The sequence below is a fragment of the Streptomyces sp. NPDC015171 genome (genome assembly GCF_043079545.1).
Classification (GTDB): domain Bacteria; phylum Actinomycetota; class Actinomycetes; order Streptomycetales; family Streptomycetaceae; genus Streptomyces.
In genome coordinates this window covers 1-25,436 of record NZ_JBIBUO010000009.1, presented here as the reverse complement: position 1 = coordinate 25,436, position 25,436 = coordinate 1, and the positions used below count along the sequence as shown (strand labels likewise).

20 protein-coding genes are annotated in these 25,436 nt (G+C 70.9%); 14 read left to right on the top strand and 6 right to left on the bottom strand.

What is annotated here, in order from left to right; genetic code table 11:
• Window positions 1-26 precede the first annotated feature (26 nt).
• Window positions 27-953, bottom strand: a complete 927-nt coding sequence (locus ACF073_RS24135; protein ID WP_392073211.1) for a ketopantoate reductase family protein — start codon at window positions 951-953, stop codon at window positions 27-29.
• A gap of 717 nt (window positions 954-1,670) precedes the next feature.
• Between ACF073_RS24135 and ACF073_RS24130 the strand changes: the two genes are divergently transcribed.
• The 6 genes from ACF073_RS24130 to ACF073_RS24105 all read left to right on the top strand — a co-directional run bounded on the left by ACF073_RS24130 (window position 1,671) and on the right by ACF073_RS24105 (window position 6,544).
• Window positions 1,671-1,988 carry an acyl carrier protein gene (locus ACF073_RS24130; RefSeq protein ID WP_392073209.1) on the top strand — a complete coding sequence of 106 codons (318 nt, stop codon included), beginning with the start codon at window positions 1,671-1,673 and terminating at the stop codon, window positions 1,986-1,988.
• 80 nt (window positions 1,989-2,068) lie between these two features.
• Window positions 2,069-3,142: an SAM-dependent methyltransferase gene (locus ACF073_RS24125; protein WP_392073207.1), complete on the top strand. Its 1,074-nt coding sequence runs from the start codon at window positions 2,069-2,071 to the stop codon at window positions 3,140-3,142.
• Window positions 3,139-3,528 (top strand): cupin domain-containing protein, encoded by a 390-nt coding sequence (locus ACF073_RS24120; RefSeq protein WP_392073205.1) that lies wholly within the window; start codon window positions 3,139-3,141, stop codon window positions 3,526-3,528. Before ACF073_RS24125 ends, ACF073_RS24120 begins: the two co-directional genes overlap by 4 nt.
• Complete coding sequence (locus ACF073_RS24115; protein ID WP_392073204.1) at window positions 3,525-4,586, top strand: pyridoxal phosphate-dependent aminotransferase; 1,062 nt, start codon at window positions 3,525-3,527, stop codon at window positions 4,584-4,586. The genes ACF073_RS24120 and ACF073_RS24115 overlap by 4 nt, the downstream gene beginning before the upstream one ends.
• 66 nt (window positions 4,587-4,652) lie before the next feature.
• Window positions 4,653-5,696: a methyltransferase gene (locus tag ACF073_RS24110; RefSeq protein ID WP_392073201.1), complete on the top strand. Its 1,044-nt coding sequence runs from the start codon at window positions 4,653-4,655 to the stop codon at window positions 5,694-5,696.
• On the top strand, window positions 5,693-6,544 hold the full coding sequence (locus tag ACF073_RS24105) for a hypothetical protein (RefSeq protein ID WP_392073199.1): 852 nt from the start codon (window positions 5,693-5,695) through the stop codon (window positions 6,542-6,544). The genes ACF073_RS24110 and ACF073_RS24105 overlap by 4 nt, the downstream gene beginning before the upstream one ends.
• Window positions 6,545-6,696: 152 nt before the next feature.
• On the opposite strand, the gene ACF073_RS24100 is transcribed toward ACF073_RS24105, so the two are convergent.
• Genes ACF073_RS24100 through ACF073_RS24085 form a run of 4 tightly spaced genes read right to left on the bottom strand, consistent with a single transcriptional unit; the run spans window position 6,697 to window position 10,476 of the window.
• The gene (locus tag ACF073_RS24100; protein ID WP_392073197.1) at window positions 6,697-7,419 is read right to left on the bottom strand and encodes a thioesterase II family protein; all 723 of its coding nucleotides are present in this window, start codon (window positions 7,417-7,419) and stop codon (window positions 6,697-6,699) included.
• Window positions 7,416-8,816 (bottom strand): class I adenylate-forming enzyme family protein, encoded by a 1,401-nt coding sequence (locus ACF073_RS24095; protein WP_392073196.1) that lies wholly within the window; start codon window positions 8,814-8,816, stop codon window positions 7,416-7,418. The genes ACF073_RS24100 and ACF073_RS24095 overlap by 4 nt, the downstream gene beginning before the upstream one ends.
• Complete coding sequence (locus ACF073_RS24090; protein WP_392073194.1) at window positions 8,813-9,361, bottom strand: polyketide synthase; 549 nt, start codon at window positions 9,359-9,361, stop codon at window positions 8,813-8,815. Before ACF073_RS24090 ends, ACF073_RS24095 begins: the two co-directional genes overlap by 4 nt.
• Window positions 9,358-10,476, bottom strand: a complete 1,119-nt coding sequence (locus ACF073_RS24085) for a beta-ketoacyl synthase N-terminal-like domain-containing protein (RefSeq protein WP_392073192.1) — start codon at window positions 10,474-10,476, stop codon at window positions 9,358-9,360. The genes ACF073_RS24090 and ACF073_RS24085 overlap by 4 nt, the downstream gene beginning before the upstream one ends.
• A 526-nt stretch (window positions 10,477-11,002) precedes the next feature.
• Here ACF073_RS24085 and ACF073_RS24080 point away from each other — a divergent pair.
• From ACF073_RS24080 to ACF073_RS24050, 7 genes are all read left to right on the top strand, one after another.
• A complete protein-coding gene (locus ACF073_RS24080) occupies window positions 11,003-13,048 on the top strand; it encodes a M4 family metallopeptidase (RefSeq protein ID WP_392073190.1) in 2,046 nt (681 codons plus the stop codon).
• Between the two features lie 249 nt (window positions 13,049-13,297).
• The gene (locus ACF073_RS24075) at window positions 13,298-14,950 is read left to right on the top strand and encodes a M4 family metallopeptidase (RefSeq protein WP_392073188.1); all 1,653 of its coding nucleotides are present in this window, start codon (window positions 13,298-13,300) and stop codon (window positions 14,948-14,950) included.
• 71 nt (window positions 14,951-15,021) lie between these two features.
• Complete coding sequence (locus ACF073_RS24070) at window positions 15,022-15,543, top strand: DUF1990 domain-containing protein (protein ID WP_392073186.1); 522 nt, start codon at window positions 15,022-15,024, stop codon at window positions 15,541-15,543.
• Between the two features lie 138 nt (window positions 15,544-15,681).
• Window positions 15,682-16,119, top strand: a complete 438-nt coding sequence (locus ACF073_RS24065; protein WP_392073711.1) for an SseB family protein — start codon at window positions 15,682-15,684, stop codon at window positions 16,117-16,119.
• Window positions 16,116-16,712, top strand: a complete 597-nt coding sequence (locus ACF073_RS24060; protein ID WP_392073184.1) for a hypothetical protein — start codon at window positions 16,116-16,118, stop codon at window positions 16,710-16,712. The genes ACF073_RS24065 and ACF073_RS24060 overlap by 4 nt, the downstream gene beginning before the upstream one ends.
• Window positions 16,712-21,442 carry a putative T7SS-secreted protein gene (locus tag ACF073_RS24055; RefSeq protein WP_392073182.1) on the top strand — a complete coding sequence of 1,577 codons (4,731 nt, stop codon included), beginning with the start codon at window positions 16,712-16,714 and terminating at the stop codon, window positions 21,440-21,442. Before ACF073_RS24060 ends, ACF073_RS24055 begins: the two co-directional genes overlap by 1 nt.
• A complete protein-coding gene (locus ACF073_RS24050) occupies window positions 21,442-21,723 on the top strand; it encodes a hypothetical protein (protein WP_392073180.1) in 282 nt (93 codons plus the stop codon). The genes ACF073_RS24055 and ACF073_RS24050 overlap by 1 nt, the downstream gene beginning before the upstream one ends.
• An 18-nt stretch (window positions 21,724-21,741) precedes the next feature.
• Here the strand turns inward: ACF073_RS24050 and glgP are convergent, their stop codons facing one another.
• Window positions 21,742-24,360, bottom strand: a complete 2,619-nt coding sequence (gene glgP / locus ACF073_RS24045) for an alpha-glucan family phosphorylase (RefSeq protein WP_392073710.1) — start codon at window positions 24,358-24,360, stop codon at window positions 21,742-21,744.
• Between the two features lie 331 nt (window positions 24,361-24,691).
• Here glgP and ACF073_RS24040 point away from each other — a divergent pair.
• Window positions 24,692-25,436 (top strand): maltotransferase domain-containing protein (locus tag ACF073_RS24040; protein WP_392073178.1); only part of this gene is annotated, 745 nt, incomplete at its 3' end.

Below are 25,436 nucleotides of genomic sequence, written 5' to 3'. Positions count from 1 at the left end.
AACGTTTCTCCATTGCTGTAGGTGGATCACTGCGGTGCGGGAGTGTCCGCCCGGAGTTCCCGCTCCGCGGCCCGGCGGGTCAGCTCGGCGATCGCCGGCAGGGGCAGGGCGCGGTCCCGGGCGCGGCGCAGTACCGGCTCGGTGAGCGCGGCGAGTTCGGTCGGCCGGGCCCCGGCCGTCACGTCCCGGTGCAGGGAGGTGTCGGTCCGGCCGGGCAGCTTGTCGAGGGTGTGCAGCAGGTGAGGGGCGTCCACGGTGACGTCCTCGGTCGCGGCGAGGGCGCAGATCTCGCGTGCGGCGTCGTGCAGCAGCGCCAGCAGCTCGGGCCGGCGGCGGACGATGCCGAGCGGGCCGTCGGCCGCGGTGGTGGCCAGGGCCAGGGGCAGCAGGAGGACCAGCTTGTGCCAGAGGACGCCGGCCGGGTCCGGTGCGGTGGCGCAGCCGATGCCGGCGTCCGCGAGGGCTTCGGCGATCAGGTCGGGCGTGGGGGACCCGGGCCGGGCGGTGAAGCCCTCGTCCGCCGCCAGGACGACCTCGGCGAACAGCGAGTTCCAGGTCACCTGGCCGGGTCCGGTCCGCTCCGCCTCGATGCGGATGGCGCCGACGATCTGGCGGGGGCCGAACCTGGCCCGCAGCGGGCCGGGGTGGTCGAGGCCGTTGAGCAACGGCACCACGGCGCCCGGCAGCAGCGCCGGGTCGGTCCGGGCCAGCGCGGCGTCGAGCGCCGGTGCCTTCACCGTCACCCACAGGACGTCGGGGGACTCGACGAGCCGGTCGACCGCGCGGACCGCCACCCGGTGGTCGCCGCGCAGTTTGCTGCGCACGTCGACCACGCCGGAGTACCGGGCCCGGGTGGACTCCCGCATCACCAGCGTGACGTCGTGGCCGCCGCGGGACAGGGCCGCTCCCAGAGCGAGCCCGACTCCGCCGGCGCCCAGAATCGCATGCCTCAACACGTTCCTTGGTGCGTCTCGTGAGGACGGCCGGTGCGTGGCCGGGCTGTGCCCGCGCGTGGCAGGGCTGCCGGAAGGTGCACCGGATGGAGGAAGGAAGATCAGAAACGCCGCCAACGCCCTGTGGAAAAAGCGCAGTTGCGTGGCAGGCAGCTCGAACTCGCCTTAATTTTCAGTGAAGTTCGATGGCGAGAAGTCCGAGGGCGACTCTGTCGAAGTGCCCGGCTGGCTCACCGGCCAGTTCATGATCCCCCGTAGCGGCGTACATCATTCCCCCTGTCACGCCGGAACCCGCCCCGGTCGAGGGCAGTCCTGAAATACTGTGTTCACAAACTACGCCCCTGACTGTAGGGACGCCAAGTTTCGGCCGTCAACCAACTTTTCAGCCAAGCGGCTGGCCGGTGCTCGTACCCCGCGCTGGGCAGTTGACACGTGACTCGGATATGTTGGTCCAGGCCGACGAGGCCGGGCGTGGCCGATAATCGACCCTTGACTGGCTCGATGGCCGCTGCCTACCCTCCGATATCGGCATTGGCCGCCACAGCGAGCATTCAGCTCGAGGACCGAACCGGTTTGATCCACCGGTTACGCGTCCCTTTCCACGGGGGATCAACGATGCAAAGCTCCTATAGTCATGCCTGGTCGCGCTGCCGTTCCACGGCGGCGCCATCTCGGGTGCGATGAACTGTCAGCCGCAATGACACGGGGGAATCTCTTTTGACCGACGACGGTGTGAAAACACGTCCGGAAGCGCATTTCGCGACGCATTCCGAAGCATCGGCACCCACGCCTGCGCTGACGATGACAGAGCAGGTCAGGGACGCCTGGATCGAGGTCCTCGGCCATGACGACTTCGATGACGACACCCCTTTCCTCGAAGCGGGCGGCCATTCCCTGAAAGCCACGCAGGTGCTCATCCGGCTTCGCCGGCAGCTCGGCATACACCTGCCCACCCGGCTGTTTTTCGACCACCCCACCGTGCGCGAACTGGCGTCCGCCGTGGACCGCATCGCCACCACGTCTCCCCTCGCGTGACCGGTCGGCACCGAGACCGAAAAGTCGTCGGCACCGACCGAGATGTCGTCGGCATCGACTGAACAAGGAAGGCTCTTCTTGTGACTGCTCCCGTTTCCCGCGACGGCATACCCGAGGCAGGCGAATCCGTTTTCCTCCCCGCGGACTGGCGTGGAGACGCGAAGACCCCGCTCGACGCCGACACCGCATTCAATGGATTCATCGCCACCAATCTCGTTTTCGCCCTTGAGCAGCTCGGTCTGTTCACCTGGTTCGACGAGAACGGACGACTCGATGTCCCGGAGTACTGCCAGGTCCGGCAGCTGAACGAAACGGTCTTCCGCCGGCTGCTTTCCGCCGCCGAGGGCTTCGGATATCTCGTCGTCTCCGGTGACCAGGTGACGCCCGCCCCGGCGTGGGACGAACTCCGCCGGAAGATCGGCTTCTTCACCTGGGGCGTCGGCGGATACCACGACGTGTTCGCGAGCGCCGCGTCCATCGCGCGCGAGGAGCGCGTCTTCGGCAAGGACGTCCTGCGCAACGAGGCCATGGTGGCGCTCGGTTCCGCCCAGGCCGACCTGGCCCTGATGCGCCATCTGCTCGACGAGCAGATCGCCGAGCTGGACTTCTCCGTCATCGCCGACCTCGGCAGCGGCATCAGCGAGCGCGTCTGCCGCCTCGTCAAGTCCCGTCAGGGCGCGCGCGGTCTCGGCCTGGACATCAGCGCCTCGGCCACCGAACTGGCCGCCGGCACCGTCGAGCGGCACGGTCTGGCCGACCGCGTCCAGCCGATCTGCGCCGACGTCCTCGACGTCCTCTTCCGGGGCCGCCGCATCGAGGGCGCCGACCAGGTCGACGTCGCGATGAGCTTCATGTTCCTGCACGACCTGCTGGTCGACCCGACCACCCGCCACGACGTCATCCCGGCGCTGCGCAAGGCGTTCCCGAACGCGCACACCTTCCTGCTGGGCGACACCACCGTCCGCCCGCGTGGCGAGAACGACACCCTGCCCGTCTTCTCCAGCGGCTTCGAGATGGCGCACGCGCTGATGGGCGTCCCGATCTACACGCGCGAGCAGTACGAGGACCTCTTCCGAGAGGGCGGCCTGCACCTGCGCCGGACCATCCCGTTCGGTGCCCCGCACACCTACCTCTTCGTCCTGGAGGCGCAGTGACCACCGAACGACGTCCGGGCAACGCCGAGATCATCGAGGACCTGCCCATCCCGCTCGCGGTGGCCGGCCATCACCAGCCCGCGCCGTTCTACCTCACCGCCGACATGTTCGGCGGCCTGCCCGTGCAGCTGGCCGGCGGTGAGCTCAGCGCGCTGATCGGCAAGCCGGTCGCCGCGCCGCACACCCACCCGGTGGACGAGCTGTACCTGCTGGTGTCCCCGAACAAGGGCGGCGCCCGGATCGAGGTCCAGCTGGACGGGGAGCGCCACGAGCTGGTCTCGCCCGCCGTGATGCGCATCCCGGCCGGCAGCGAGCACTGCTTCCTGACCCTGGAGGCCGAGGTCGGCAGCTACTGCTTCGGCGTCCTGCTGGGGAACGATCTGTGACCGGCTCCCCCGCCCCGGCCAAGTCGTTCAACGCGAGCGTCCCCGGCGCCGACGACCTGGTCCGCCTCCACCTCAGCGAGAGCCCCTACGGGGCGAGCAAGGCGGCCCTGCGGGCGGCCGAGCGCGAGCTGGGCCGGGTCAACGTCTACCCGGACCCCGAGCGCCAGGAGCTGATCCGGGCCCTCGCCGAGCACTGGGACGTCAGCCCGGACCACATCGCCGTCGCCAACGGCAGTGACGAGCTGGTCCTGGCCACCGCCCTCACCTTCGGCGACCGTACCCGCCCGGGCCTGGTCACCGACGGCACGTTCCCCGGCTACCGCACCTGCCTCGACCTGATCGGGCGCGGCTGCACCGCCGTACCGCTGAACGGCACGGCCCTCGACGCGGACGCGTTCGCCGCGCGGCTGCCCGAGCACGGGATCGGCTATCTGTGCAATCCGCACAACCCGAGCGGGGCGGCCCACACCCGTGCGGAGCTGACCGCGCTGGTCGACGCGTCGGGGCGCAGCGGGGTGCCGCTGGTGTTCGACGAGGCCTACATGGAGTTCGCGGGCCCGGACGTCCCGCAGGCCCGCGAGCTGCTGGACGGGGACGCGCCGGTCGTCGCGCTGCGCACCTTCTCCAAGGCCTACGGTCTGGCCGCGCTGCGCATCGGCTACGCCGTCGGCCGGCCCGCGCTGATCGCCGCGCTGCGGCAGACGTTGCGCTCCCTGCCGTTCAGTGTGAACCGGCTCGCGCAGGCGGCGGCGCTCAGCGCCCTCGGCGACCGGGACTTCCTCGACGGGGTGCGCCGGACCACCGCCGAGCGGCGCGGCTGGTTCACCGCGGAGCTGGACCGCCGCGGGCGGGCCCATCTGCCCTCGGTGACCAACTTCGTCGCGGTCGCGGCCCGGGACGCCGGCCTCGCGCAGGACCGTCTCGCCGCCGATTTCGGCATTCTCGTTCGCAATGCCGGGCTGTTCGGATTCCCCGGATACCTCCGCACGTCGCTCGGCACCCAGGAGGAACTCGTCCGGTTCCTGGACGCCCTCGACGAGATCGAGAAAAACCCCTGATATGCCTTCTGGATTCCTCCGGGAGCCCGGCGAAGAAGCTGAACGAGAACGACAAGGAGCTATGACGTGTTCCGTCAAGACCCCCTGAACACGATCCTCGCGCTGGGCTCCGGGTTCACACCCACCGCCGTGCGCGTGACCGCGACCCTCCGCCTGCCCGACCTGGTGGAGCAGGGGCACCGGACGGCGGCCGCGCTGGCCGCCGAGACCCGCACCGACGAGCAGTCGCTCGGCCGGGTGCTGCACTACGTCAGCCTCCTCGGCCTCTTCGCCGAGACCGAGACCCCGGAGGACGGGGGCAAGGCCTACGAGCTGACCGACGTGGGCCGGGTGCTGCTCAGCGAGCACCCCAGCAATCTGCGCAAGTGGCTGGATTACGAGGACCCGAGCCGGGCGATGGAGGCCCGCTTCGAACCGGCCATCGGCCGGCTCATGGACTCCGTGCGCACCGGTCTTCCGGTGTACGAGCAGGCTCACGGCCGGCCCTTCTGGGCGGACCTGGAGGCCCACCCGGACATCGAGAAGTCCTTCAACACGGGCATCGCCCGCATCGCCGGCCGGCTCGTCCCCGAGCTGGCCCGCATCTACGACTGGGCGTCCGTCAAGCACGTCGTCGACGTCGGCGGCGGCAACGGCTCGCTGCTGCTGAAGCTGCTCACCGAGCACCCGGCGCTGCGCGGCACGCTGCTGGAGCTGGACAGCGTCATCGAGGAGGCCAAGGGGACCGTCACCCCGGTCGCCGACCGGTGCGCGCTGGTGGCGGGCAGCTTCTTCGAGCCGATGCCGACCGGCGGCGACGTCTATCTGATCGCCAACACGCTCCACAACTGGAGCGACCGCGACGCCGTCCGCATCCTCGGCCGCTGTGCCGAGGCCCTCGAACCCGGCGGCCGGGTGGTCGTCGTGGAGCGGCTGCTGGACAGCGGCAAGGACCCGGTCATGGCGAGCTACGCCGACCTGCTGATGCTGGTCCTGCTCGGCGGCCGGGAGCGCAGCCGGGAGGATCTGCGCATGCTCGGCGGCGAGGTGGGGCTCACCCTCACGGACGCGAAGAAGTTCGAACTGCCCGGCCACTGGCTGATCGAGTTCACCAAGGGAGAGACGCGGTGAAGCGCTCGCTGAACCCGGACGAGCCCAATGCCCTGCTGTCGTACGACTTCGACCGGGGCAGCAACTACGAGAACGTCCTGCACCTCACCGACGCGCTCGGCGCGCTGGTCCCGGAGAGCGAGACCGACCACCCCGACCAGCGGTTCTTCCAGGTGACGCATCTCATCACCGAGTACGCCTGGGTGCAGATCCACTATGAGCTGCGCCGGGCCCTCACCCATCTGGACCACGACCGGTACCAGCAGGCGGTGCGCCTGTTCGACCGGGCCACCGGGCTGAGCGAGGTCACCGTGCAGGCGGTGCGGCTGCTCACCGACCATCTGCCCCAGCACGGCCTGCTGATGATGCGCAACGCGCTGCCCGAGGACGCCACCGGCCTGGACTCCCCCGGCTACCGCAATCTGCGGCGGGTGGCCCGGCCGGTGTGGAAGGCGTACGAGCAGGCGGTGGAGCGTGCCGGGCTGTCCCTGCAGGACGTGATCGCCCAGCAGGACGACGGTTACACCGGGCCCGGCTCGCCGCAGGCGCAGTCGCTGGCCCTGGTCCGGGAGGCGATGCTGCGCCTTGACTCCAGTGTCCTCGGCTGGAAGCAGAACCACCTGATCATGGTCTGGTCGCAGCTGGGCGGACAGCCCGGTCTGCGCAAGGAGAACACCGAGGGTGACGAGTCCGAGCTGCCGCAGAGCCTGGGCGGCCGGTCGCTGTCCACGCTGGAGGCCCGCTCGCAGCTCGCGCTGTTCCCGGAGCTGTGGCGGGCGGCGGAAGAGGCCTACTGGCTGCTGGGCACCCGGCACGACACCGACGCCCCGGTGCGCGGCGGCGGGAACGGCTGCCCCGTGCAGCACTGATCGACCCGTCGCCCCGCCGACGCAGGTGAGCGGGCCGTCGACCTCGTGTCGACGGCCCGCTCACCGCTGTTCGGAGCCAGGCCCGGCGCCCTGCTCATCGCGGCCCGGCGCCCGGCCACCGGGCGCGCTCGGGCGCCGCTCGGGCCCGGACGTCAGCGGGCCGCGTGCCGGTCCGCGAGGGCCAGGAGGCGTGCCGCGACCTCCGGGAAGCGCTCGTGGGGGAAGAAGTGGCCGCCCTCGAACGCCTCGACGCGGTGCTCGCCGCGGGTGTACGGCCGCCAGTCGGCCATCACCTCGGGCGGGGTGTCCGCGTCGCCGGTGCCGTACCAGCTGATCAGGTCGCTCGGGAGCGGGTCGGGCCGGGGGTCGGGGCGGTGGCCCGCGACCAGGGCGAGGTCGCCCCGGATGACCGGCACGAACTGGTGCCGCATCGGTGAGGTGCGCAGCTCCGGCGGGATCCGGCCATGGTCGGCGAGCGCGTCGAGGAGCGCGTCGTCGTCGTCCAGGCCGAGCAGCGGGCCGTAGGGCGACGCACCGAGGAGGTGCGGCGGGCGGGTCGCGGCGACCAGGACGAACTCGGGAGCGGGCCGGCCCAGCGCGTGCAGGGCGCGGGCGGCCTCGTAGGCCAGCAGGCCGCCCATGCTGTGGCCGAGCAGCGCGTACCGGCCCGGCGGGTCGATCCGGTGGGCGAGGTCGGCGGCCGCCTCGCGCAGGGTCGCCTGCCGGGGCTCGCGGGACCGCACGCCCTTGCCCGCGATCTCCAGCGGCACCGCCCGCAGCGGCGACGGCAGTTCGCGCCGCCAGCGCACGAAGCTGCGGGCGGAGCCGCCCGCGTGCGGCACGCAGTACAGGGTGAGCGGGTCCGGGGCCGTCACTTGTGGTGCTCGCCGGCGCGCAGGGGCTGGATGCGGACCGTCAGCGGCAGCTCGTTGCGGGTCAGCAGCGAGCGCAGGTGCCGCCGCATCTCCGCCTCCGAGGGGGGTACGGCGTCGTCCACGAAGACGTCGAGTTCGAGGACGGCCGAGTCGTCGTCGACGCCGGCGATCCTGGTCGCGGCGCGGACCACGCCGGGCAGCGACTCGGCGGCCCGGCGGACGGTCGCCGTGGACACCTTCTCGCCGCGCACCATGGCGAAGTCCGAGGAGCGGCCGTGGATGTACACGTACCCGTCGTCGTCCACGTGGCCCATGTCGCCGGTGGCCAGCAGGCCCGGCTCGATCAGGTCGCCGCGCTTGGACGGGGCGGGCTCGCCGACCCGGCGCCGGTAGACGGTGTCGGAGCGCACCAGCAGCTCCCGCTCCCCGGTGTCGGCGGGGCGGGTGAGGACCTCCACCCCGGCCAGGGGCAGGCCGACGGAACCGTGCCGGTGCGGGGGTTCGCGGTGGGCGGCGAGGGTGGACACGCGCGGCCCGGCCTCGGTGAGCCCGTAGGTGACGTAGAGGCCGAGCTCCGGATTGAGCTTCAGCAGCCGGGACACGTACGACGGGTCGAGGGCCTGGCCGCCGACGGAGAGCGCGCGCAGCGGCGGGGGCAGTTCACCGCCTGCGGTGACGACCGACTTGACCAGGCTCGGGGTGAGCGAGGAGAGGGTGACGCCCCGGCCGGTGACCGTCTCCAGGTAGTTGGCCACCGAGAACGGCGGTCCCGCCATGACCAGGCGGGAACCGCTGACGAGGCCGCCGAGCACCTGGGCGACGAGGGCGAAGGAGTAGTAGACGGGCAGGCTGACGAGCGCGGTGTCGCCCTGCCCCTGGCCGATGGAGCCGCTGTGGCGGCGGGCGTTGCGCAGCAGGGCGTCCAGGCGGTGCAGGCAGCCGGTGGCCATGCCCGAGGTGCCCGAACTCATCAGGATCACATGTCCCGGCCCGTGCTGCTGGTGCGGCCAGTCGGTGAAGACGCCCAGGTCGGCGCCGCCGATGCGGGTGACGCCGTGCACGCCCTCGGCCCTGATGGCCGCCCGCACCAGCGCGCAGGCGCCCAGCTCCCGGGCCACCTCGCGGACCCGGGTGACCGGGGTCGAGGGCGACAGCAGGACGGGGGTGTGTCCGGCGAGGGAGACGGCGAAGAAGAAGCGCAGGGCGCGGATGCCGTTCGGCAGGGCGATGACGACGACCGCGCCGGGCGGGGCGGGCAGCGCCGCGAACCGGTCCACCAGCGCGGACAGCTCCGGTGAGTCGGTGTCCTGGGCCGGTGACACCTCCTCGATACGGGCGAGGAAGTCGGCGACCAGGGTGGGGTCGAGGTGCTGCTCCGTCATGTTCTGCGGGGTCATGTTCTCCGGGGCCTCCGCGTGGGCGTCGGCCCACTGACGACCAGGCAGTGCGCCTGGTGCTTGCCTTCGTCGGTCGTGGCGTGGGTGACGACCAGGACGTGTGCGGCGCCGGGCGGGTCGCCGTACAGCCAGTCGCCGCACAGGGCTCTGGCCAGCGGCGCGGCCGGCGCGAGGGGCATGGGCAGCATCGACACCGGCCCGTGGAGGCCGAAGACCGAGCAGACCACGCCGACCAGGGAGCCCGGTCCGGCGCCGGCGAACCGCATGGGCGAGAGCCGGCCGTGCGGTACGGCGTCGGCGAGCGCCCGCAGGGTGTGCCGGGTGGCGTGTTCGCTCACCCCGATCACCCCGACCTCCTCGGGCCGGTCCGGCGCGGCCTCGCCGCAGTCGTGCAGCGCGGACGCCACCGCCTCGGCCATCAGCCAGGCCACCGGGTCGGCGTACACCCCGGAGAGGCGGCGCCTGACCGTGCCCGGGTCGTCGACCTCGACGGTGGCTGCGCCGGTGATCACGGCGCCCTCGGGGCACCACCGGGACTCGTTCACGCGGTTCCCCCGTCCGTGGCCGCCAGCAGGAGGCAGGTGTTGAAGCCGCCGAAGCCGAGGGTGAGGCTGATGCCGAGCGAGCCGGTGATCTCGCGGGCCTCGCCGGTCGCCAGCGGCAGGGTGAGTTCCGGCATGACGGTGCCCGTCCGGCCGAGCGGGGGCACGGTGCCGTGCCGCAGCGCGAGGAGCAGGGCGATGGCCTCCAGGGCGCCGGTGGCGCCCAGGGTGTGGCCGAAGGCGGGCTTGGTGGCGAAGACGACCGGGGTGCGCTCGCCGCGGAAGACGGTGGCGTAACAGGCCGCCTCCGCGGCGTCGTTGGCGAGGGTGCCGGTCCCGTGGGCGTTGATCACCGCGATGTCGTCGGCGTCGGCGCCGGCCCTGGCCAGCGCCCGGCGTACGGCGAGGACCGCCCCGGCGCCGGTGTCGTCGGGTGCGGTCGGACCCGTGCCGTCGTTCGAGGCGCCCCAGCCGGCCAGTTCGCCCAGGACGCGGGCGCCGCGGGCGGTGGCCGCCGCCCGGGTCTCCAGCAGCAGGAAGCCGGCGCCCTCGCCGAAGAGGGTGCCGTCGCGGCCGGTGTCGAAGGGGCGGACGGCCCCGGAGGCGGAGAGGGTGCCGAGCGCCTGGTGGCCGAGGAGCTTGCCGGCGGTCAGCAGGTCGATGCCGCCGCACAGGCAGCGCTCGGCCTCGCCGCCGGTGAGCAGGGCGGCGCCGGCCAGCACCGCGTCGGCCCCGGAGGAGCAGGCGGTGCTCACCGAGGCGGACCGGGCCACGCCCAGCTGCTCGGCGACGGCGGCGGTCAGGGCGTGCGGCGGGATCTCGGCGGCGTCGTCCAGGTGCGGGCCGAGGCTGCTGCCGAGGACGAGCGCGTCGACGTCGGCGGCCGGGCAGCCGGCGTCGCCCAGGGCGGCGGTCGCGGTGGTCACGGCGAGCCGGATCTGGCGCTCGGACGGGGGCGACGCCGGGACGCCGTCCGTGAGGAGGGCGGCGGCGGGCGCGGGCAGCGGGCCGCCGGCCGGCAGGGGCGCGACACCGCTGCGGCCGTCCATCAACTGGTGCCACACCTCGTCGAGACCGTCACCGAGCGCTGTCGTCCAGCCGATTCCGGTGATACACACGGCCCGTTCGCGGTCGGCGACTTCAGACGCCCCCAATTAATCCCCCAAGTGCTCCGAGAAATGCCCCGAGCGAAGCTCTGTGCGACCGCGATTTACCGATCGTGATTTATTTGCAATGCGCAATCGTATTTTAAACGACGGGTTCTGGGGTGGCAAGGACCGCCGGACGCCACAACCTGACGATCCGTCAGGAATAGGCAGGCATCCAGATCCGCCCGGACGGCCCGGGCCCCGCGGCTCCCCGGCGGGACGGCGTCCCTCCCAACAGTCCGCATACCGAACATGAACAACCGGTCAACGAACCATTTCCGGCCAAGTTCGTGACGCGGTCCTGACAGATGTCCGGATCTCCTGCCACTCTTCCCAGGCCGACTCACAACAACCCCACAGCTTCTTGCACGCGCGAGTGAGCCGGCTCCGCACCTGCACGTGGTTCCGCGTAACGCCCTGCTCTGCCCGGACGTCCCAACCCACCGTCCGGTCTCCCCTGGCCGCGCGAGCCGCGGTCACGCAGAAGGAGTCAGTGTTGAGAAGCAATTCCTCTCGCGGACGCACCTCCCACACCTCGCACCGCGCGCACCGCACCGCCACCGTCGCCCTGGCCGGCGTCGCCGCGCTGATCGCCGCGGCCGTCCAGTCCGGCGCCGCCAGCGCAGCACCGGCGAAGCCGCAGCCCGGCAAGGCGAACCCGGCCCATGTGGCCCTCAAACTCACGCCCTCGCAGCGCGCCGAGCTGATCCGCCACGCGGACGCGGACAAGACCGCCACCGCCCGGCAGATCGGCCTGGGCGGCAAGGAGCAGCTGGTCGTCAAGGACGTCGTCAAGGACGCCGACGGAACGCTGCACACGCGCTACGAGCGGACGTACGGCGGCCTGCCGGTCCTCGGCGGCGACCTGGTGGTGGCCACCTCGAAGACCGGCAAGACCATGGACGTGGTCCGGGCCACCGGCGCCACGCTGAAGGTCGCCGGCCTCACCCCGGCGGTGGCGAAGAGCGCGGCGGAGAAGCAGGCCGTGCAGCGGGCGAAGGCACTCGGCGGCACCAAGTCGGCCGCGGACAGCGTCCGTACGGTGATCTGGGCCGCGACCGGCAAGCCCGTGCTCGCGTACGAGACGGTCGTCGGCGGCCTCCAGGACGACGGCACCCCCAACCAGCTGCACGTCATCACCGACGCGTCCACGGGCAAGAAGCTCTACGAGTTCCAGGGCGTCAAGAACGGCATCGGCAACACCCAGTACAGCGGCCAGGTCACGCTGACCACCACCCAGTCGGGCTCGAACTACACGCTCACCGACGGGGCGCGCGGCGGCCACAAGACGTACAACCTGAACCACGGCACCTCCGGCACCGGCACCCTGTACTCCCAGACCAACGACACCTGGGGCAACGGGACCAACTCCAACGCCGCGACCGCCGGCGCGGACGCCCACTACGGGGCCGCGGTCACCTGGGACTTCTACAAGAACACCTTCGGCCGCAGCGGCATCAAGAACAACGGCGTCGGCGCCTACTCGCGCGTCCACTACGGCAACTCGTACGTGAACGCGTTCTGGGACGACAGCTGCTTCTGCATGACCTACGGCGACGGCTCCGGCAACGCCAAGCCGCTGACCGCGATCGACGTCGCGGGCCACGAGATGAGCCACGGTGTCACCTCCAACACCGCGGGCCTCAACTACAGCGGCGAGTCCGGCGGCCTGAACGAGGCCACCTCGGACATCTTCGGCACGGGTGTCGAGTTCTACGCCAACAACTCCTCCGATGTCGGCGACTACCTCATCGGCGAGAAGATCGACATCAACGGCAACGGGACCCCGCTGCGCTACATGGACAAGCCCAGCAAGGACGGCGCGTCCAAGGACAGCTGGTACTCGGGCATCGGCGGGATCGACGTGCACTACTCGTCCGGCCCGGCGAACCACTTCTTCTACCTGCTCAGCGAGGGCAGCGGCACCAAGGTCATCAACGGCGTCACGTACAACTCGCCGACGGCCGACGGCCTTCCGGTCACCGGCATCGGCCGGGACAAGGCGCTCCAGATCTGGTACCGGGCGCTGACCACCAAGTGGACGTCCACCACCAACTACTCGGGCGCCCGCACCGGCACCCTCGCGGCGGCCGGCGAGCTGTACGGCACCACCAGCGCCGAGTACAAGGCCGTGCAGGACGCCTGGGCGGGCATCGGGGTCGGCTCGCGCTCCGGCGGCGGGGGCGGCGGCGGCACGTCGTACGAGAGCACCACGCCGGTCTCGGTGCCGGACAACGGCCCCGCCGTCACCTCGGACATCGCCGTCTCCGGCCGGACCGGGAACGCGCCGGGCAACCTCCAGGTGAGCGTCGACATCACCCACACCTGGCGCGGCGACCTGGTGATCGACCTGGTCGGCCCGTCGGGCACCGCCTACCGGCTGAAGAACTTCAGCTCCTCGGACTCGGCGGACGACGTGAACGAGACCTACACCGTCAACGCGGCGGCCGAATCCGCGAACGGGACCTGGAAGTTGCGGGTACAGGATCAGGCCACGTACGACACGGGAACGATCAACGGCTGGAAGCTGACCTTCCCGTAAACCGCACCCCACGGGCCCGGGAACACGGCGCTGTCCGGGGGTCGAGCACCCCCGGGCAGTACCCGTTCACACAGCGGAAACGTTTATCGGACAGTCGAATTTCCGCCAACATCATTACAGGGTCCTGACATGTACGCGCCCTTGATGTCACTCTCTCCCCACCCGCCGCAGCAGCACAGCAACTTCACAACCCCACACAGCCGGCCAGTAACCCCACGCTGACCGGACTCCCCACGAGAAGGAGCTTGCGTGAGCCCCCTCTACACGCGTCACAAGCGCACCACTCTGGCCATCGCCACCGCTGTCGCCGCCGGAGCCCTGCTCGCCACCGGAGTGAGCACCAGCGCCACGGCACAGACCCCGGCCGGCTCCGCCGCCAAGACGCCGGCCGCCGCGCCGGCCACGCTGTCCGCCGCTGCCCGCACCACCCTGATCCAGCAGGCCCAGTCCGGCGCCGCCACCACCGCGCGGGCGATAGGCCTGGGCGCCAAGGAGAAGCTGGTCGTCAAGGACGTCGTCAAGGACGTCGACGGCACCGTCCACACCCGCTACGAGCGCACCTACGCCGGCCTGCCGGTGCTCGGCGGCGACCTGATCGTCCACACGGCGAAGTCCGGCAAGACCGAGGGCGTCACCAGAGCGACCACGTCGGCCGTCAAGGTGGCCTCGCTCAAGCCGCAGATCACCGCCGCCAAGGCGGAGAAGCAGGCGGTCTCCGCGGCCAGGACCCTGGGCTCGGCCAAGGCCTCGTCGGACGGCGCCCGCAAGGTGATCTGGGCCGGCTCCGGCAAGCCCGTCCTCGCCTTCGAGACGGTCGTCGGCGGCCTCCAGGACGACGGCACCCCCAACCAGCTGCACGTCATCACCGACGCCGCCACCGGCAAGAAGCTCTACGAGTACCAGGGCATCGAGACCGGCACCGGCAAGAGCCTGTACTCGGGCACCGTCACGCTGAACACCACCAAGTCGGGCTCGACGTACCAGCTGACCGACGGTACGCGCGGCGGCCACAAGACGTACAACCTGGCCCGCAAGACCTCCGGCACCGGCACGCTGTTCACCGACGCCGACGACGTGTGGGGCACCGGCTCCGCGTCCAGCTCCTCCACCGACCAGACCGCCGCCGTCGACGCCGCCTACGGCGCCCAGGCGACCTGGGACTTCTACAAGAACACCTTCGGCCGCAGCGGCATCAAGAACGACGGCAAGGCCGCCTACTCCCGGGTGCACTACGGCAACGCGTACGTGAACGCGTTCTGGGACGACAGCTGCTTCTGCATGACGTACGGCGACGGCGAGGGCAACACCAACCCCCTCACCTCCCTGGACGTCGCGGGCCACGAGATGAGCCACGGTGTCACCTCCAACACCGCGGGCCTCAACTACAGCGGCGAGTCCGGCGGCCTGAACGAGGCCACCTCGGACATCTTCGGCACGGGTGTCGAGTTCGCGGCCAACAACCCGAACGACGTCGGTGACTACCTCATCGGCGAGGAGATCGACATCAACGGCGACGGCACGCCGCTGCGCTACATGGACAAGCCCAGCAAGGACGGCGGCTCGGCGGACTACTGGTCCTCCACCGTCGGCAACAAGGACGTGCACTACTCGTCCGGTGTCGCGAACCACTTCTTCTACCTGCTGTCCGAGGGCAGCGGCGCGAAGACGATCAACGGCGTGTCCTACAACTCGCCGACCTACAACGGCTCCGCCGTCTCCGGCATCGGCCGCGCCAAGGCGCTGCAGATCTGGTACAAGGCGCTGACGACGTACATGACGTCGACGACCAACTACAAGGCCGCCCGCACGGCGACCCTGAACGCGGCGTCCGCGCTGTACGGCTCCTCCAGCGCCGAGTACACGGCCGTCGCGGCCGCGTGGAAGGCCGTCAACGTCAGCTGACCCCTGACAGGTCGAGCCAGGGCGGTACCCGGGAGGAAGGCCTCCCGGGTACCGCCCTACGCTTGTGACCCATGTCCTCGGCGCCCTTCACCTACGAGCCGGTCGGCGCGACCCGCGACGACCTGGCCGTCTGCCCGCCCGGCTTCCACCCCATGCTCGTCCGTACCCGCCTCGGCGAGGGACACGACCTGTTCCAGCAGGCCGCCGAGGCGGTCCTGACCTGGGAGATGCACCGCGCGCTCGGCGTGGGCATAGCCGCCGGCGCCGACCGCGCGGCCCCCGGCGTCGACGTCACGGTCACCCTGGCCGGCATGATCAAGGCCCCCTGCCGCATCATCTGGACGGCCGAGGAGCCCCGCCGGGCCGGCTGGGCCTACGGCACCCTCGAAGGCCACCCCGAATGCGGCGAGGAGGCCTTCGTGGTCGACCGCACCGGCGACGGCACCGTCTGGCTCACCGTCGCCGCCTTCAGCAGGGCGGCGAAGTGGTACGCCCGAGCGGGCGGCCCGGCCACCCGGAGCCTCCAGCACGCCTATGCCCGGCGCTGCGGAGTGGTCCTGAGGAGACTGTGCACGGGCCTGTCGGAAGTATGACCGAACCGCCACCCCCTGACCCGCTTCGCGTTGCGGTCCAAAACGCGCTGATGTGATGATCCGGCCGTGAATGAGCACTGGGGTGCCACCGGGCCGGCGGCACGAACACCGCGGTCACGGTTGTACGACTACGTGGACATGGCCGGCGCCGGCGAAGCGGGGATCTCCGGTGCCGCCGCCGGGCCCGAGGACCTGCGGCGGTCCTTCGCCACCGTGTTGGGCGAGTTCCGTCGTACTGCGGTCCTGGTGCCGTTGGGCGGGGACGGGGACGGCGACGTCGGGTGCGGGCTGCTGACCGCTGATCGGGGTGGTGTCCGTTTCATCCTGGCGTTCTCCGATGAGCAGGCGCTGGCCCGTTACGCGTTCGCGCGGGGTGGGGCCGTGCGGGAGTGGCGGTACCGGACGGTGCTGGGGGCGCGTCTGCTGGATGCGGCCGTACCGGCGGTGGGGGTGCCGTGCGGGGTGGCGCTGGACTGCGCGGACGGTGCGGGCGGGGTGGTCTTTCCTCCGGTGCGCGGGGTGGTGCCGGACGCGGTGGCGGTGGACGTCGAGGGCGGGACGGGGGACGAACGGTGACCGACGGCGGCAAGGATCTGAAGACGCAGGGTCTTGACCTGATCGCGAAGGGTCTGACGGATGCGCTGGGTGAGCTGAAGGAGTTGGGGATGGTGGGTGAGGCGGGGGCCGGGCGTGGTTTCTCCGATCTCGCGCTGTCCGGGCTCGAGTTGGGTCATGAGGGTCTGACGGGTGAGTTCGGCTCGTTCTGCGAGCGCTGGGAGTGGGGTGTGCGGTCGCTGATCAACGAGGGCAACGGGTTCGCGGAGAAGACGGGGCTGGCGGCGGGCACGTACTACGAGACCGACCAGTACGTCGAGGGCACCTTCAAGATCGCCACGAATGCGGCGATCGGTAATCCGTACGCGTCCGAGGAGGACGTGGAGAAGAGGGGCTGGGGCGAGATCGCGGAGTCCGGTGCGTTCGGCGGGGACGTGGACTACAGCGCGGAGTCCTTCGACCAGGCATGGGCCAACAGCAAGGAGGGCTGGAAGGCCGCGGCCGACGATGTGATGACCTCGCACACGATCGGTCCGGTGCCGGGCCTGGGTCTGGTTGATGTGCGCGAGGCGGCCGGTGACGGGGACGGGCGCCGGCAGGGCGGTGCGGGCTGATGGGGCTCGGGGACCTCACCAACTCCGTTCTGGGCGGGGGCGAGAAGCTCCTGGACGGGGGGAAGAAGCTTCTCGGCGAGGGCGTCGACTACACCACGGACAAGATCGGTGACGGTCTGGACTACGTCGGTGCGCACAAGTGGGCCGATGTGGTGGAGGACTGGGGCGACGGGGTCGCCTCCGACCTGGGTGCGACGCCGGGCGAGCAGCAGCTCGGTGACACGCAGGAGGCGAACGAGCTCGTCCACGGCAGTGCGTCGAAGATCCGTGGGAGCGCGAAGCACCTGCGGGACTTCCACGGCGCGTTCGACAAGGTCGGCCAGGGTTTGAAGAAGGTCGACTCCTCGGGGTGGAAGGGCGAGGGCGGCGACGCCTTCCGCAAGAAGTTCGGTGTGCATCCGGCCAGGTGGGCCCATGCGGCCGAGGCGTGCAAGACGGCCGCCGCGGCGCTTGAGTCCTACGCCGACACCGTGAAGTGGGCGCAGGGGCAGGCCGAGGAGGCCGTGGAGCTCTACAAGAAGGGTGTGAAGGCGTCCAAGGCGGCGTTCGAGGCGCACAGGGAGAAAGTCGAGTCGTACAAGGCGAAGACGGAGGCGGGCGAGGACCCCGGACCCGAGCCCGGCACGTTCCAGGACCCCGGCAAGGCCGATGTCCAGGCCGCGCACCACAAGCTGGCCGAGGCCCGCAAGCAGCGCAACACCGCCGCCTGTGAAGCCCAGGGCAAGGTCAAGGAAGCCCTGGCCCACGCCCCCGCCGAGCCGCCGCCGCTGGACCGGATCGGCAGCGACCTCTCCGACGGTTTCCAGGCCACCGGCACCGAACTGACCCACTTCGCGGGCGGAGCGGTCAAAGGCACGGCCGGCCTGGTCAACTTCGTCCGCGGCCTGAACCCCACCGACCCCTACAACCTCACCCACCCGGCCGCCTACATGCAGAACGTCAGCATGACGCTCTCCGGCCTCACCTCCACCGCGGCCCACCCCGAACGCGCCGCCCGGGCCGCCGTCGACGGCTTCAAGAAAGACCCCTCCGAGTTCCTCGGCCGCCTCCTGCCCGAGATGGCCGGCACGAAAGGCGCGGGCCTGGCCCGCGGCGGACTACGCCTCGGCCTGAAAGAAGGCGCGGAAGGACTCGCGGAGCAAGGGGCTCGCAGGACCGCCCGCAGGACGGTCGACCACGACCCGGCGCAGCACTCACGGGAGTCAGAGGCGGTATACAGCGGGGGCACCGATCCGATCGACCTTGCCACCGGCAAGATGTACCTGCCGCAGACGGACGTCACCCTCCCCGGCGCACTCCCCCTGGTCTTCGCACGTCGCGTCGAGTCCGGGTACCGCGTCGGCCGCTGGTTCGGCCCGTCCTGGTCCTCCACCCTGGACCAGCGCCTCGAGATCGACGCGGAGGGAGTCGTCCAGGTCACGGAGGACGGCCTGCTCCTGTCCTACCCGCACCCGGCACCGGGCGTCTCCACCTCGCCCGGCCACGGCCCCCGCCTCCTCCTGGACCGGCTGGACGGCGGCTACACGATCACGGACCCCCGGACCCGGCACACCTGGCACTTCGCCGACCAAGGCCCCGGACTGGCGGTCCTGGAACAGATCGACGACCGCAACGGCAACTGGATCACCTTCGAGCACGACGAGGCCGGAGTTCCCTCGGCCATCGTCCACAGCGGTGGCTACCGCCTGCGGGTCGAGAGTGCCGACGGGCGGGTCACCGGCCTGCACCTGGCCGGAGGAGGCAAGGACGGTTCCGATCTCCAGCTGATCCGGTACGGGTACACGGAGGGCAACCTCACCGAGGTCACAAACTCCTGCGGCATGCCGCTCCGCTTCACATACGACGAGGCGGGCCGGGTCACGTCCTGGACGGACACCAATGGGCATGCGTACACGTACGCCTACGACGACCGGGACCGGTGCATCGCGCAGGGCGGTACGGAAGGGCACATGAGCCTCCGCCTGTCCTACGAGGAGAGGGACCCGGAGACCGGGCTGCGGATCACGGAGGCGGTGGACGGCGGGGGCGCCGCACGCCGGTACCTCGTCAACGACCTGCATCAGATCGTGGCCATGGTGGACCCGGCAGGACACACCCGTCGCTTCACCCGCGACCGGTTCCACCGCCTGCTGTCCGAGACCGACGCCGTCGGGCGTACGGTTTCCCGTCGGTACAACCACACGGGGAACCTGACGGAGGTCCTCCGCCCGGACGGCCGGCGGACGGCGTTCTCCTACGACGCCCGCGGACTGATCACCCGCGTCGTGCGCCCGGACGGAAGCTCCCTACGCCAGGAGTTCGACGACCGCGGGAACCGGACGTCGGTCACCGATTCGGCGAGCGGCAGGACGTCCTTCACCTACGACGAGCGCGGGCATCTGTCCGCGGTGCGCGATCCGTACGGCCGGGTGACCGGCATACGCTGCGACTCCGCCGGTCTGCCCGTCGAGGTACGTGATCACGCGGGCAACGTCATGCGCTACCGGCGGGACGCCTTCGGTCGCATCGTGGCCATCACGGACCCGTTCGGTGCGACCGGCGAGATGGAATGGTCCGTCGAGGGTCATGTCACGCGTCGCCGCAATCCGGACGGGACCGAGGAGGCGTGGACGTACGACGGTGAGGGGAACTGCCTCACCCACACGAACACGCTGGGCGGCGTCACCCGCTTCGAGTACGCCCAGTTCGACCTGCTGACCGCGCGCGTCGAGCCCGACGGCTCGCGTCACGAGTTCACGTACGACGACGAACTGCGCCTGACCCGGGTGACCAATCCCCAGGGCCGGACGTGGAACTACACGTACGACGCGGTCGGACGGCTGAGCAGCGAGACGGATTTCGGCGGGCGCATCGTCCGGTACTCGTACAACGCGGCCGGAGAGCTGGTCTCCCGCACGAACGCTCTCGGCCAGGTCGTCTCGTTCGAGCACGATGAACTGGGGCAGATCGTCCGCAAGAGCGTCGACGGGGAGGTGTCGACGTACACCTACGACTTCACCGACCAGATCGCCTCTGTCGGCAACGGCCATGCGGAACTCACCCTCCTGCGTGACCGGCACGGACGCCTGGTGTCCGAGGGGATCAATGGCCGCGAAGTCACCTACCGGTACGACGAGTTCGGGAAGCGGACCGGACGCACGACCCCGTCGGGCGCCGTCAGCGCCTGGGAGTACGGCCCCGAGGGGAACCTCCACCGGTTCACGGCCGACGGTCGCGGCATCGCGCTGGAGTACGACCGGATCGGCCGCGAGGTCGGCCGTCGGTTCGGGGAGTCCCTGAGCATCTCCCGGTCGTTCGACGAGATGAACCGGCTGATCTCCCAGGCGGCGGACCACTCCGGTCGGCGTATCCAGGCGAGGACCTACGAGTACCGCGCGGACGGCAGCCTGACCAAGGTCGACGACCTGCTGGACGGCGTGCGGCACTACGACCTCGATCCGGTGGGCAGGACCACCCGGGTGAGCGGGGCCGAGTGGACGGAGTCCTACGCCTACGACCAGCTCGGTAACCAGACGGCAGCCCACTGGCCCGTGCGGCAGTTCGGCGACGAGGGGTGCGGCGACCGCGCCTACCAGGGCACCGATCTCGTGCGCGCCGGCCGGATTCGCTACGAACACGACGCCGCAGGGCGTGTGGTGCTGCGCCAGAGGACCCGGCTCTCCCGCAAGCCGGAGACATGGCGCTACACCTGGGACGCGGAGGACCGGCTCACCCAGGTCGTCACTCCGGACGGCACGGTGTGGCGGTATCAGTACGACGCTCTGGGCAGGCGCGTCGGCAAGCAGCGCATCGCCGAGAACGGCGTCGACGTACTGGAGCGGGTGGACTTCGCCTGGGACGGCACCTCCCTGTGCGAACAGACCACCACTTGGGGGGATTCGAGTGACTCGGTCACCCTGACATGGCACCTCAACGGCGCCGAAGCGGTCGCCCAGAGCGAGCGCAGGACCATGGCGACGGCCTCACAGGAAGAGATCGACACCCGCTTCTTCGCGATCGTGTCCGACCTCTCCGGATCTCCCTGCGAACTGATCGACGAGTCCGGAGAGATCGCCTGGCGGGCCCGGGCCACGAACTGGGGAAAGCTGTCCTGGTCGGTCCGCAGCCACGCCTACACCCCGCTGCGTTTCCCCGGACAGTACTTCGACGCTGAGACGGGCCTCAACTACAACTACCTCAGGTATTACGACCCCGAAGTCGGCCGGTACGTGAGCCTGGACCCCCTCGGCTTGGCCCCGGCAGCCAATCCCGTCGGTTATGTGGACCGGCCCTCTGTTTCCTGCGACCCTCTCGGACTCGCTCCACAGAAGTCACCGATCCCACCCAAGCCGTACGAGACGCCGCATTATCCCGATCTGGCGAAGCAGTTCAATCCTGAAGGTGGGAACATGAACTGCACATACGTCGTCGAGGCATACGAGCGATATATGCGCGGAGAGGGCATACATCCCGCGCCAGGACATGTTGGAGGAGCACAGTCCCTCGAAAGGCTGGAGAGCGTCTACGGAGGAAATTTCCACGACACGAGCTTCTGGGGCATGGTCGACCACATGCGGAACTCGGGCCATGGGGCCCGCGGTATAGTCGCGGGCGAGTCTCCCATCCAGGGACTTCCCGGCCATGTGTTCAACGTCGTGAACCATCAAAATCGAGTACTTTTCATCGACGTCCAGACTGGTTTCGTCGATCCCATGTACTTCAAGGATTTCAAGCTGATGAGGACGCACTGATGTACTCGATGGAGCAAGCGGAACGCATTGCAGCGGATTACATTCGGCAACTGACCGCCGACTGGGACAACGAAGTCGCCATGTTCCCAGAAGAGGAGTGCAAGGCGCAGAAGGGTGAATTCTTTTACTTCGCCTTCCAGTCTGCGAAATACATCGACACAAGGGACCGCAAGTATTTCCTTTATGGTCCCTGTCAGGTCTCGGTGCACGGCACGACCGGCGAGTGCCGCCTGCTCAGCATCCACGAGTCGTACGCGATCGATCCCTTCGACGCCCGCTAGCGGCCCCGCCGGTCCACTTCACCTCAGCAGCACCCCGGCCCCCGTCACCGCGTCCTGCGGCGGGACCGCCACCAGGCCCAGTTCCGCCGGCGAGGCGAGGAGGCGGTGGGCGGGCAGGATGCGGACCGTGTAGCCGTAGGGGCCGGTGCGGTCCAGGGACAGCGGGCCCTCGTAGAGGCGGTGGCCGTCCAGGTCGGGGGCGCCCGTCGGCTTCAGCGGGACGACCGTGGCGTCGGTGATGCGGTCCTCCGCGTCCACCCGGCCGGACACCGCCTGCACCTCCACGTCGTCGGGGCCGAGATCGCCGAGGCCCACCCGGACCCGCAGCCCCACGGTGGTGCCCAGCTCCGCCGTGGCCGTCGTCGCGCTCGTCTCGACGTGGTCCACGCTCACCCCCGGCCAGGCGGCCCGCACCCGGGCCTTCCACTCGGCCAGGTCCCGGGCGGTGTCCGGGGTCAGCGCGCGGTGCGCCTGGGCGGCCGGGACGTAGAGCCGGTCGACGTACTCCCGGACCATGCGGCCGGCCAGCACCTTCGGGCCGAGCAGCGAGAGGGTCTGGCGGACCATCTGGATCCAGCGGTCGGGCAGCCCGGCCCGGCCCCGCTCGTAGAAGCGGGGCGCGACCCGCTGCTCCAGGAGGTCGTACAGGGCCGCCGCCTCGATGTCGTCCCGGCGGTCGGGGTCGGTGCCGGCGCCGTCGGCGGTCGGGACGGCCCAGCCGAAGTCGGGCTGGAACCACTCGTCCCACCAGCCGTCCAGTACCGAGAGGTTGAGGCAGCCGTTGAGCGCCGCCTTCATCCCGCTGGTGCCGCACGCCTCCAGGGGCCGCAGCGGGTTGTTCAGCCAGACGTCACAGCCCGGGTAGAGGTTCTGCGCCATCGCCATGCCGTAGTCGGGCAGGAACACGATCCGGTGCCGCACCCGCGGGTCGTCCGCGAAGCGCACCAGCTCCTGCACCAGCCGCTTGCCGCTGTCGTCCGCCGGGTGCGCCTTGCCCGCGACGACCACCTGCACCGGCCGCTCCGGGTGCAGCAGCAGCTCCATCAGCCGGTCGCGGTCGCGCAGCATCAGCGTCAGGCGCTTGTACGACGGCACCCGGCGCGCGAACCCGATCGTCAGCACGTCCGGGTCGAGGACCCCGTCGATCCAGCCCAGTTCGGCGTCGCCGGCGCCGCGCTGCCGCCAGGACGCGCGCAGCCGGTCCCGCACCTCCAGCACCAGCCGCTCGCGCAGGAGGCGGCGCAGCTCCCAGACCTCCTGGTCCGGGACGCCCGCGACCGAGTCCCAGCGCTCGGAACCGCCGACGGACAGCGCGTCCTCGGCCCGCTGGGCCCCGATCTGCCGGGCACCGATCCGCAGCACCTCCGGCGCCACCCAGGTCGGCGCGTGCACCCCGTTGGTCACGGAGGTGATCGGTACCTCATCGGCGTCGAATCCCGGCCAGAGTCCCGCGAACATGCCCCGGCTGACCTTGCCGTGCAGCAGCGACACCCCGTTGGCCCGCTGGGCCAGCCGGAGCCCCATCACGGCCATGTTGAACAGGTTGGGCTCGCCGCCCGGGTAGGTCTCCATACCGAGGGCCAGGATCCGCTGCACATCGATGCCGGGCAGTTCGGCGTCCTGGCCGAAGTGCCGGCCGATCAGCTCCCGGTCGAAGCGGTCGATACCGGCCGGGACCGGGGTGTGCGTGGTGAACACCGTCCCGCCGCGCACGGCCTCCAGCGCCGCGTCGAAACCGAGTCCGTCCGCGCACAGTTCGGCGATCCGCTCCAGGCCGAGGAAGCCGGCGTGGCCCTCGTTGGTGTGGAACACCTCCGGCTCCGGGTGCCCGGTGAGCCGGCAGTACGTCCGGACGGCCCGCACACCTCCTATACCGAGCAGCATCTCCTGGAGCAGCCGGTGCTCGCTGCCGCCGCCGTAGAGCCGGTCGGTCACCCCGCGTTCGCCGAGGTCGTTCTCCTCCACGTCCGAGTCCAGCAGCAGCAGCGGCACCCGGCCCACCCGCGCCAGCCAGATCCGGGCGCGCAGCGCCCTGCCGCCCGGCAGGGCGAGGGAGAGCGCTGCCGGGGTGCCGTCGGCCTCCTTCAGCTGGGCGAGCGGCAGTTCGTTCGGGTCGAGCACCGGATAGTGCTCCTGCTGCCAGCCGTCCCGGGAGAGGGTCTGGCGGAAGTAGCCGTGCCGGTACAGCAGGCCCACGCCGATCAGCGGCACGCCGAGGTCGCTGGCCGCCTTCAGGTGGTCGCCGGCGAGGATGCCGAGGCCGCCGGAGTACTGCGGGAGCGCGGCCGTGATGCCGAACTCCGGGGAGAAGTAGGCCACGGCGGCGGGCAGGCCGTCCGACTGGTTCTGGTACCAGCGGTCGCCGGTCAGATAGTCGTCGAGGTCGTCGGCGGCCGCGGTGAGGCGGCGCAGGAAGCGCCGGTCCCCGGCCAGCTCGGTCAGCCGGGCCGGCCGCACACCGCCCAGCAGCCGCACCGGGTCGCCGCCGCAGGCGGCCCAGGCCACGGGATCGACGGACTGGAACAGATCACGGGTCTCCGCATGCCAGGACCAGCGTAGATTCCGCGCCAGATCGCTCAGCGGCCGGAGGGGGTCGGGGAGAACGGGACGGACGGTGAACCGACGGATCGCCTTCACTTCCACCTCGGACGCGTCGCGGGGTGAGACGCACGGCCAGGTGCGTCTCGTCGTCACCTTCGACGGTAGTGGTTACCGCGCGGTCGGTGGGGACATACCCGCCGGTGGTGTCGAGGGGGCGTCAGAACCCGGTCACCGGGCACCCGGAGAAAAGGACCGGTCTTGTGTGTAGACATACGCGTGAGTAGTTAACAAAGTGCCGGATTGCCCACCCGAACCGGGTGGGAAGGCTCCTCGGTACACACCCCACAGGCGCACCACAGCACATCCGCAGGACCCACCTCCCCATATTCCTCCGCCCACACCCACGTTGAAGCGGACAGGAGCGGTCATGCCCGCCACGCACCACTCGTCAGGACCCCCGACAAGCAGCAAGGCCAAGGCAGGAGAGAAGCGGAGTACGGGCAGGAAAGGCGTGACGCCGGCCGGCTCCGCCGGTCCGTCCGCCGCCGGGGAGCGCTCCTCCCCGGACGCGGCCACCACCGTGGGCCGCATCCCCGTCCTCGACATACGCCCCGTGGTCCAGCACGGCCGCCGGCCCGCCAAGGCCGTGACCGGGGAGTCGTTCGAGGTGTCGGCCACCGTGTTCCGGGAGGGCCACGACGCCGTCGCGGCGAACGTGGTCCTGCGGGACCCGGCGGGCCGGGCCGGCCCCTGGACCCCGATGCGGGAACTCGCGCCCGGCACCGACCGCTGGGGCGCCACCGTCACCGCGGGCGAACCCGGCCGCTGGACCTACACGGTGGAGGCCTGGTCGGACCCGCTCACCACCTGGCGGCACCACGCCGGGATCAAGATCCCGGCCGGCCTCGACACCGAGCTGGTCCTGGCGGAGGGCGCGCTGCTGTACGAGCGGGCCGCCGCCGGTGTCCCGAAGGCGCGGCGGCGGCCGGTGCTGGACGCGGTGGCGGCCCTGCGGGACGAGGACCGCCCGGCCGCCTGGCGGCTCGCGGCGGCGCTGGCCCCCGAGGTGACGGAGCCGCTGGCCCGGTATCCGTTGCGGGAGCTGGTCACGGTCTCGGACGCGATGCCGCTGCTGGTGGAGCGGGAGCGCGCCCTGTACGGCTCCTGGTACG

Excerpts from the sequence above, each read along its gene's own strand:
- ACF073_RS24070 (WP_392073186.1), top strand. The coding sequence starts at position 15,022 with ATGTCCTCGGCGCCCTTCACCTACGAGCCGGTCGGCGCGACCCGCGAC.
- ACF073_RS24055 (WP_392073182.1), top strand. The coding sequence starts at position 16,712 with ATGGGGCTCGGGGACCTCACCAACTCCGTTCTGGGCGGGGGCGAGAAG.
- ACF073_RS24095 (WP_392073196.1), bottom strand. The coding sequence starts at position 8,816 with ATGACCCCGCAGAACATGACGGAGCAGCACCTCGACCCCACCCTGGTC.
- ACF073_RS24050 (WP_392073180.1), top strand. The coding sequence starts at position 21,442 with ATGTACTCGATGGAGCAAGCGGAACGCATTGCAGCGGATTACATTCGG.
- ACF073_RS24065 (WP_392073711.1), top strand. The coding sequence starts at position 15,682 with ATGGCCGGCGCCGGCGAAGCGGGGATCTCCGGTGCCGCCGCCGGGCCC.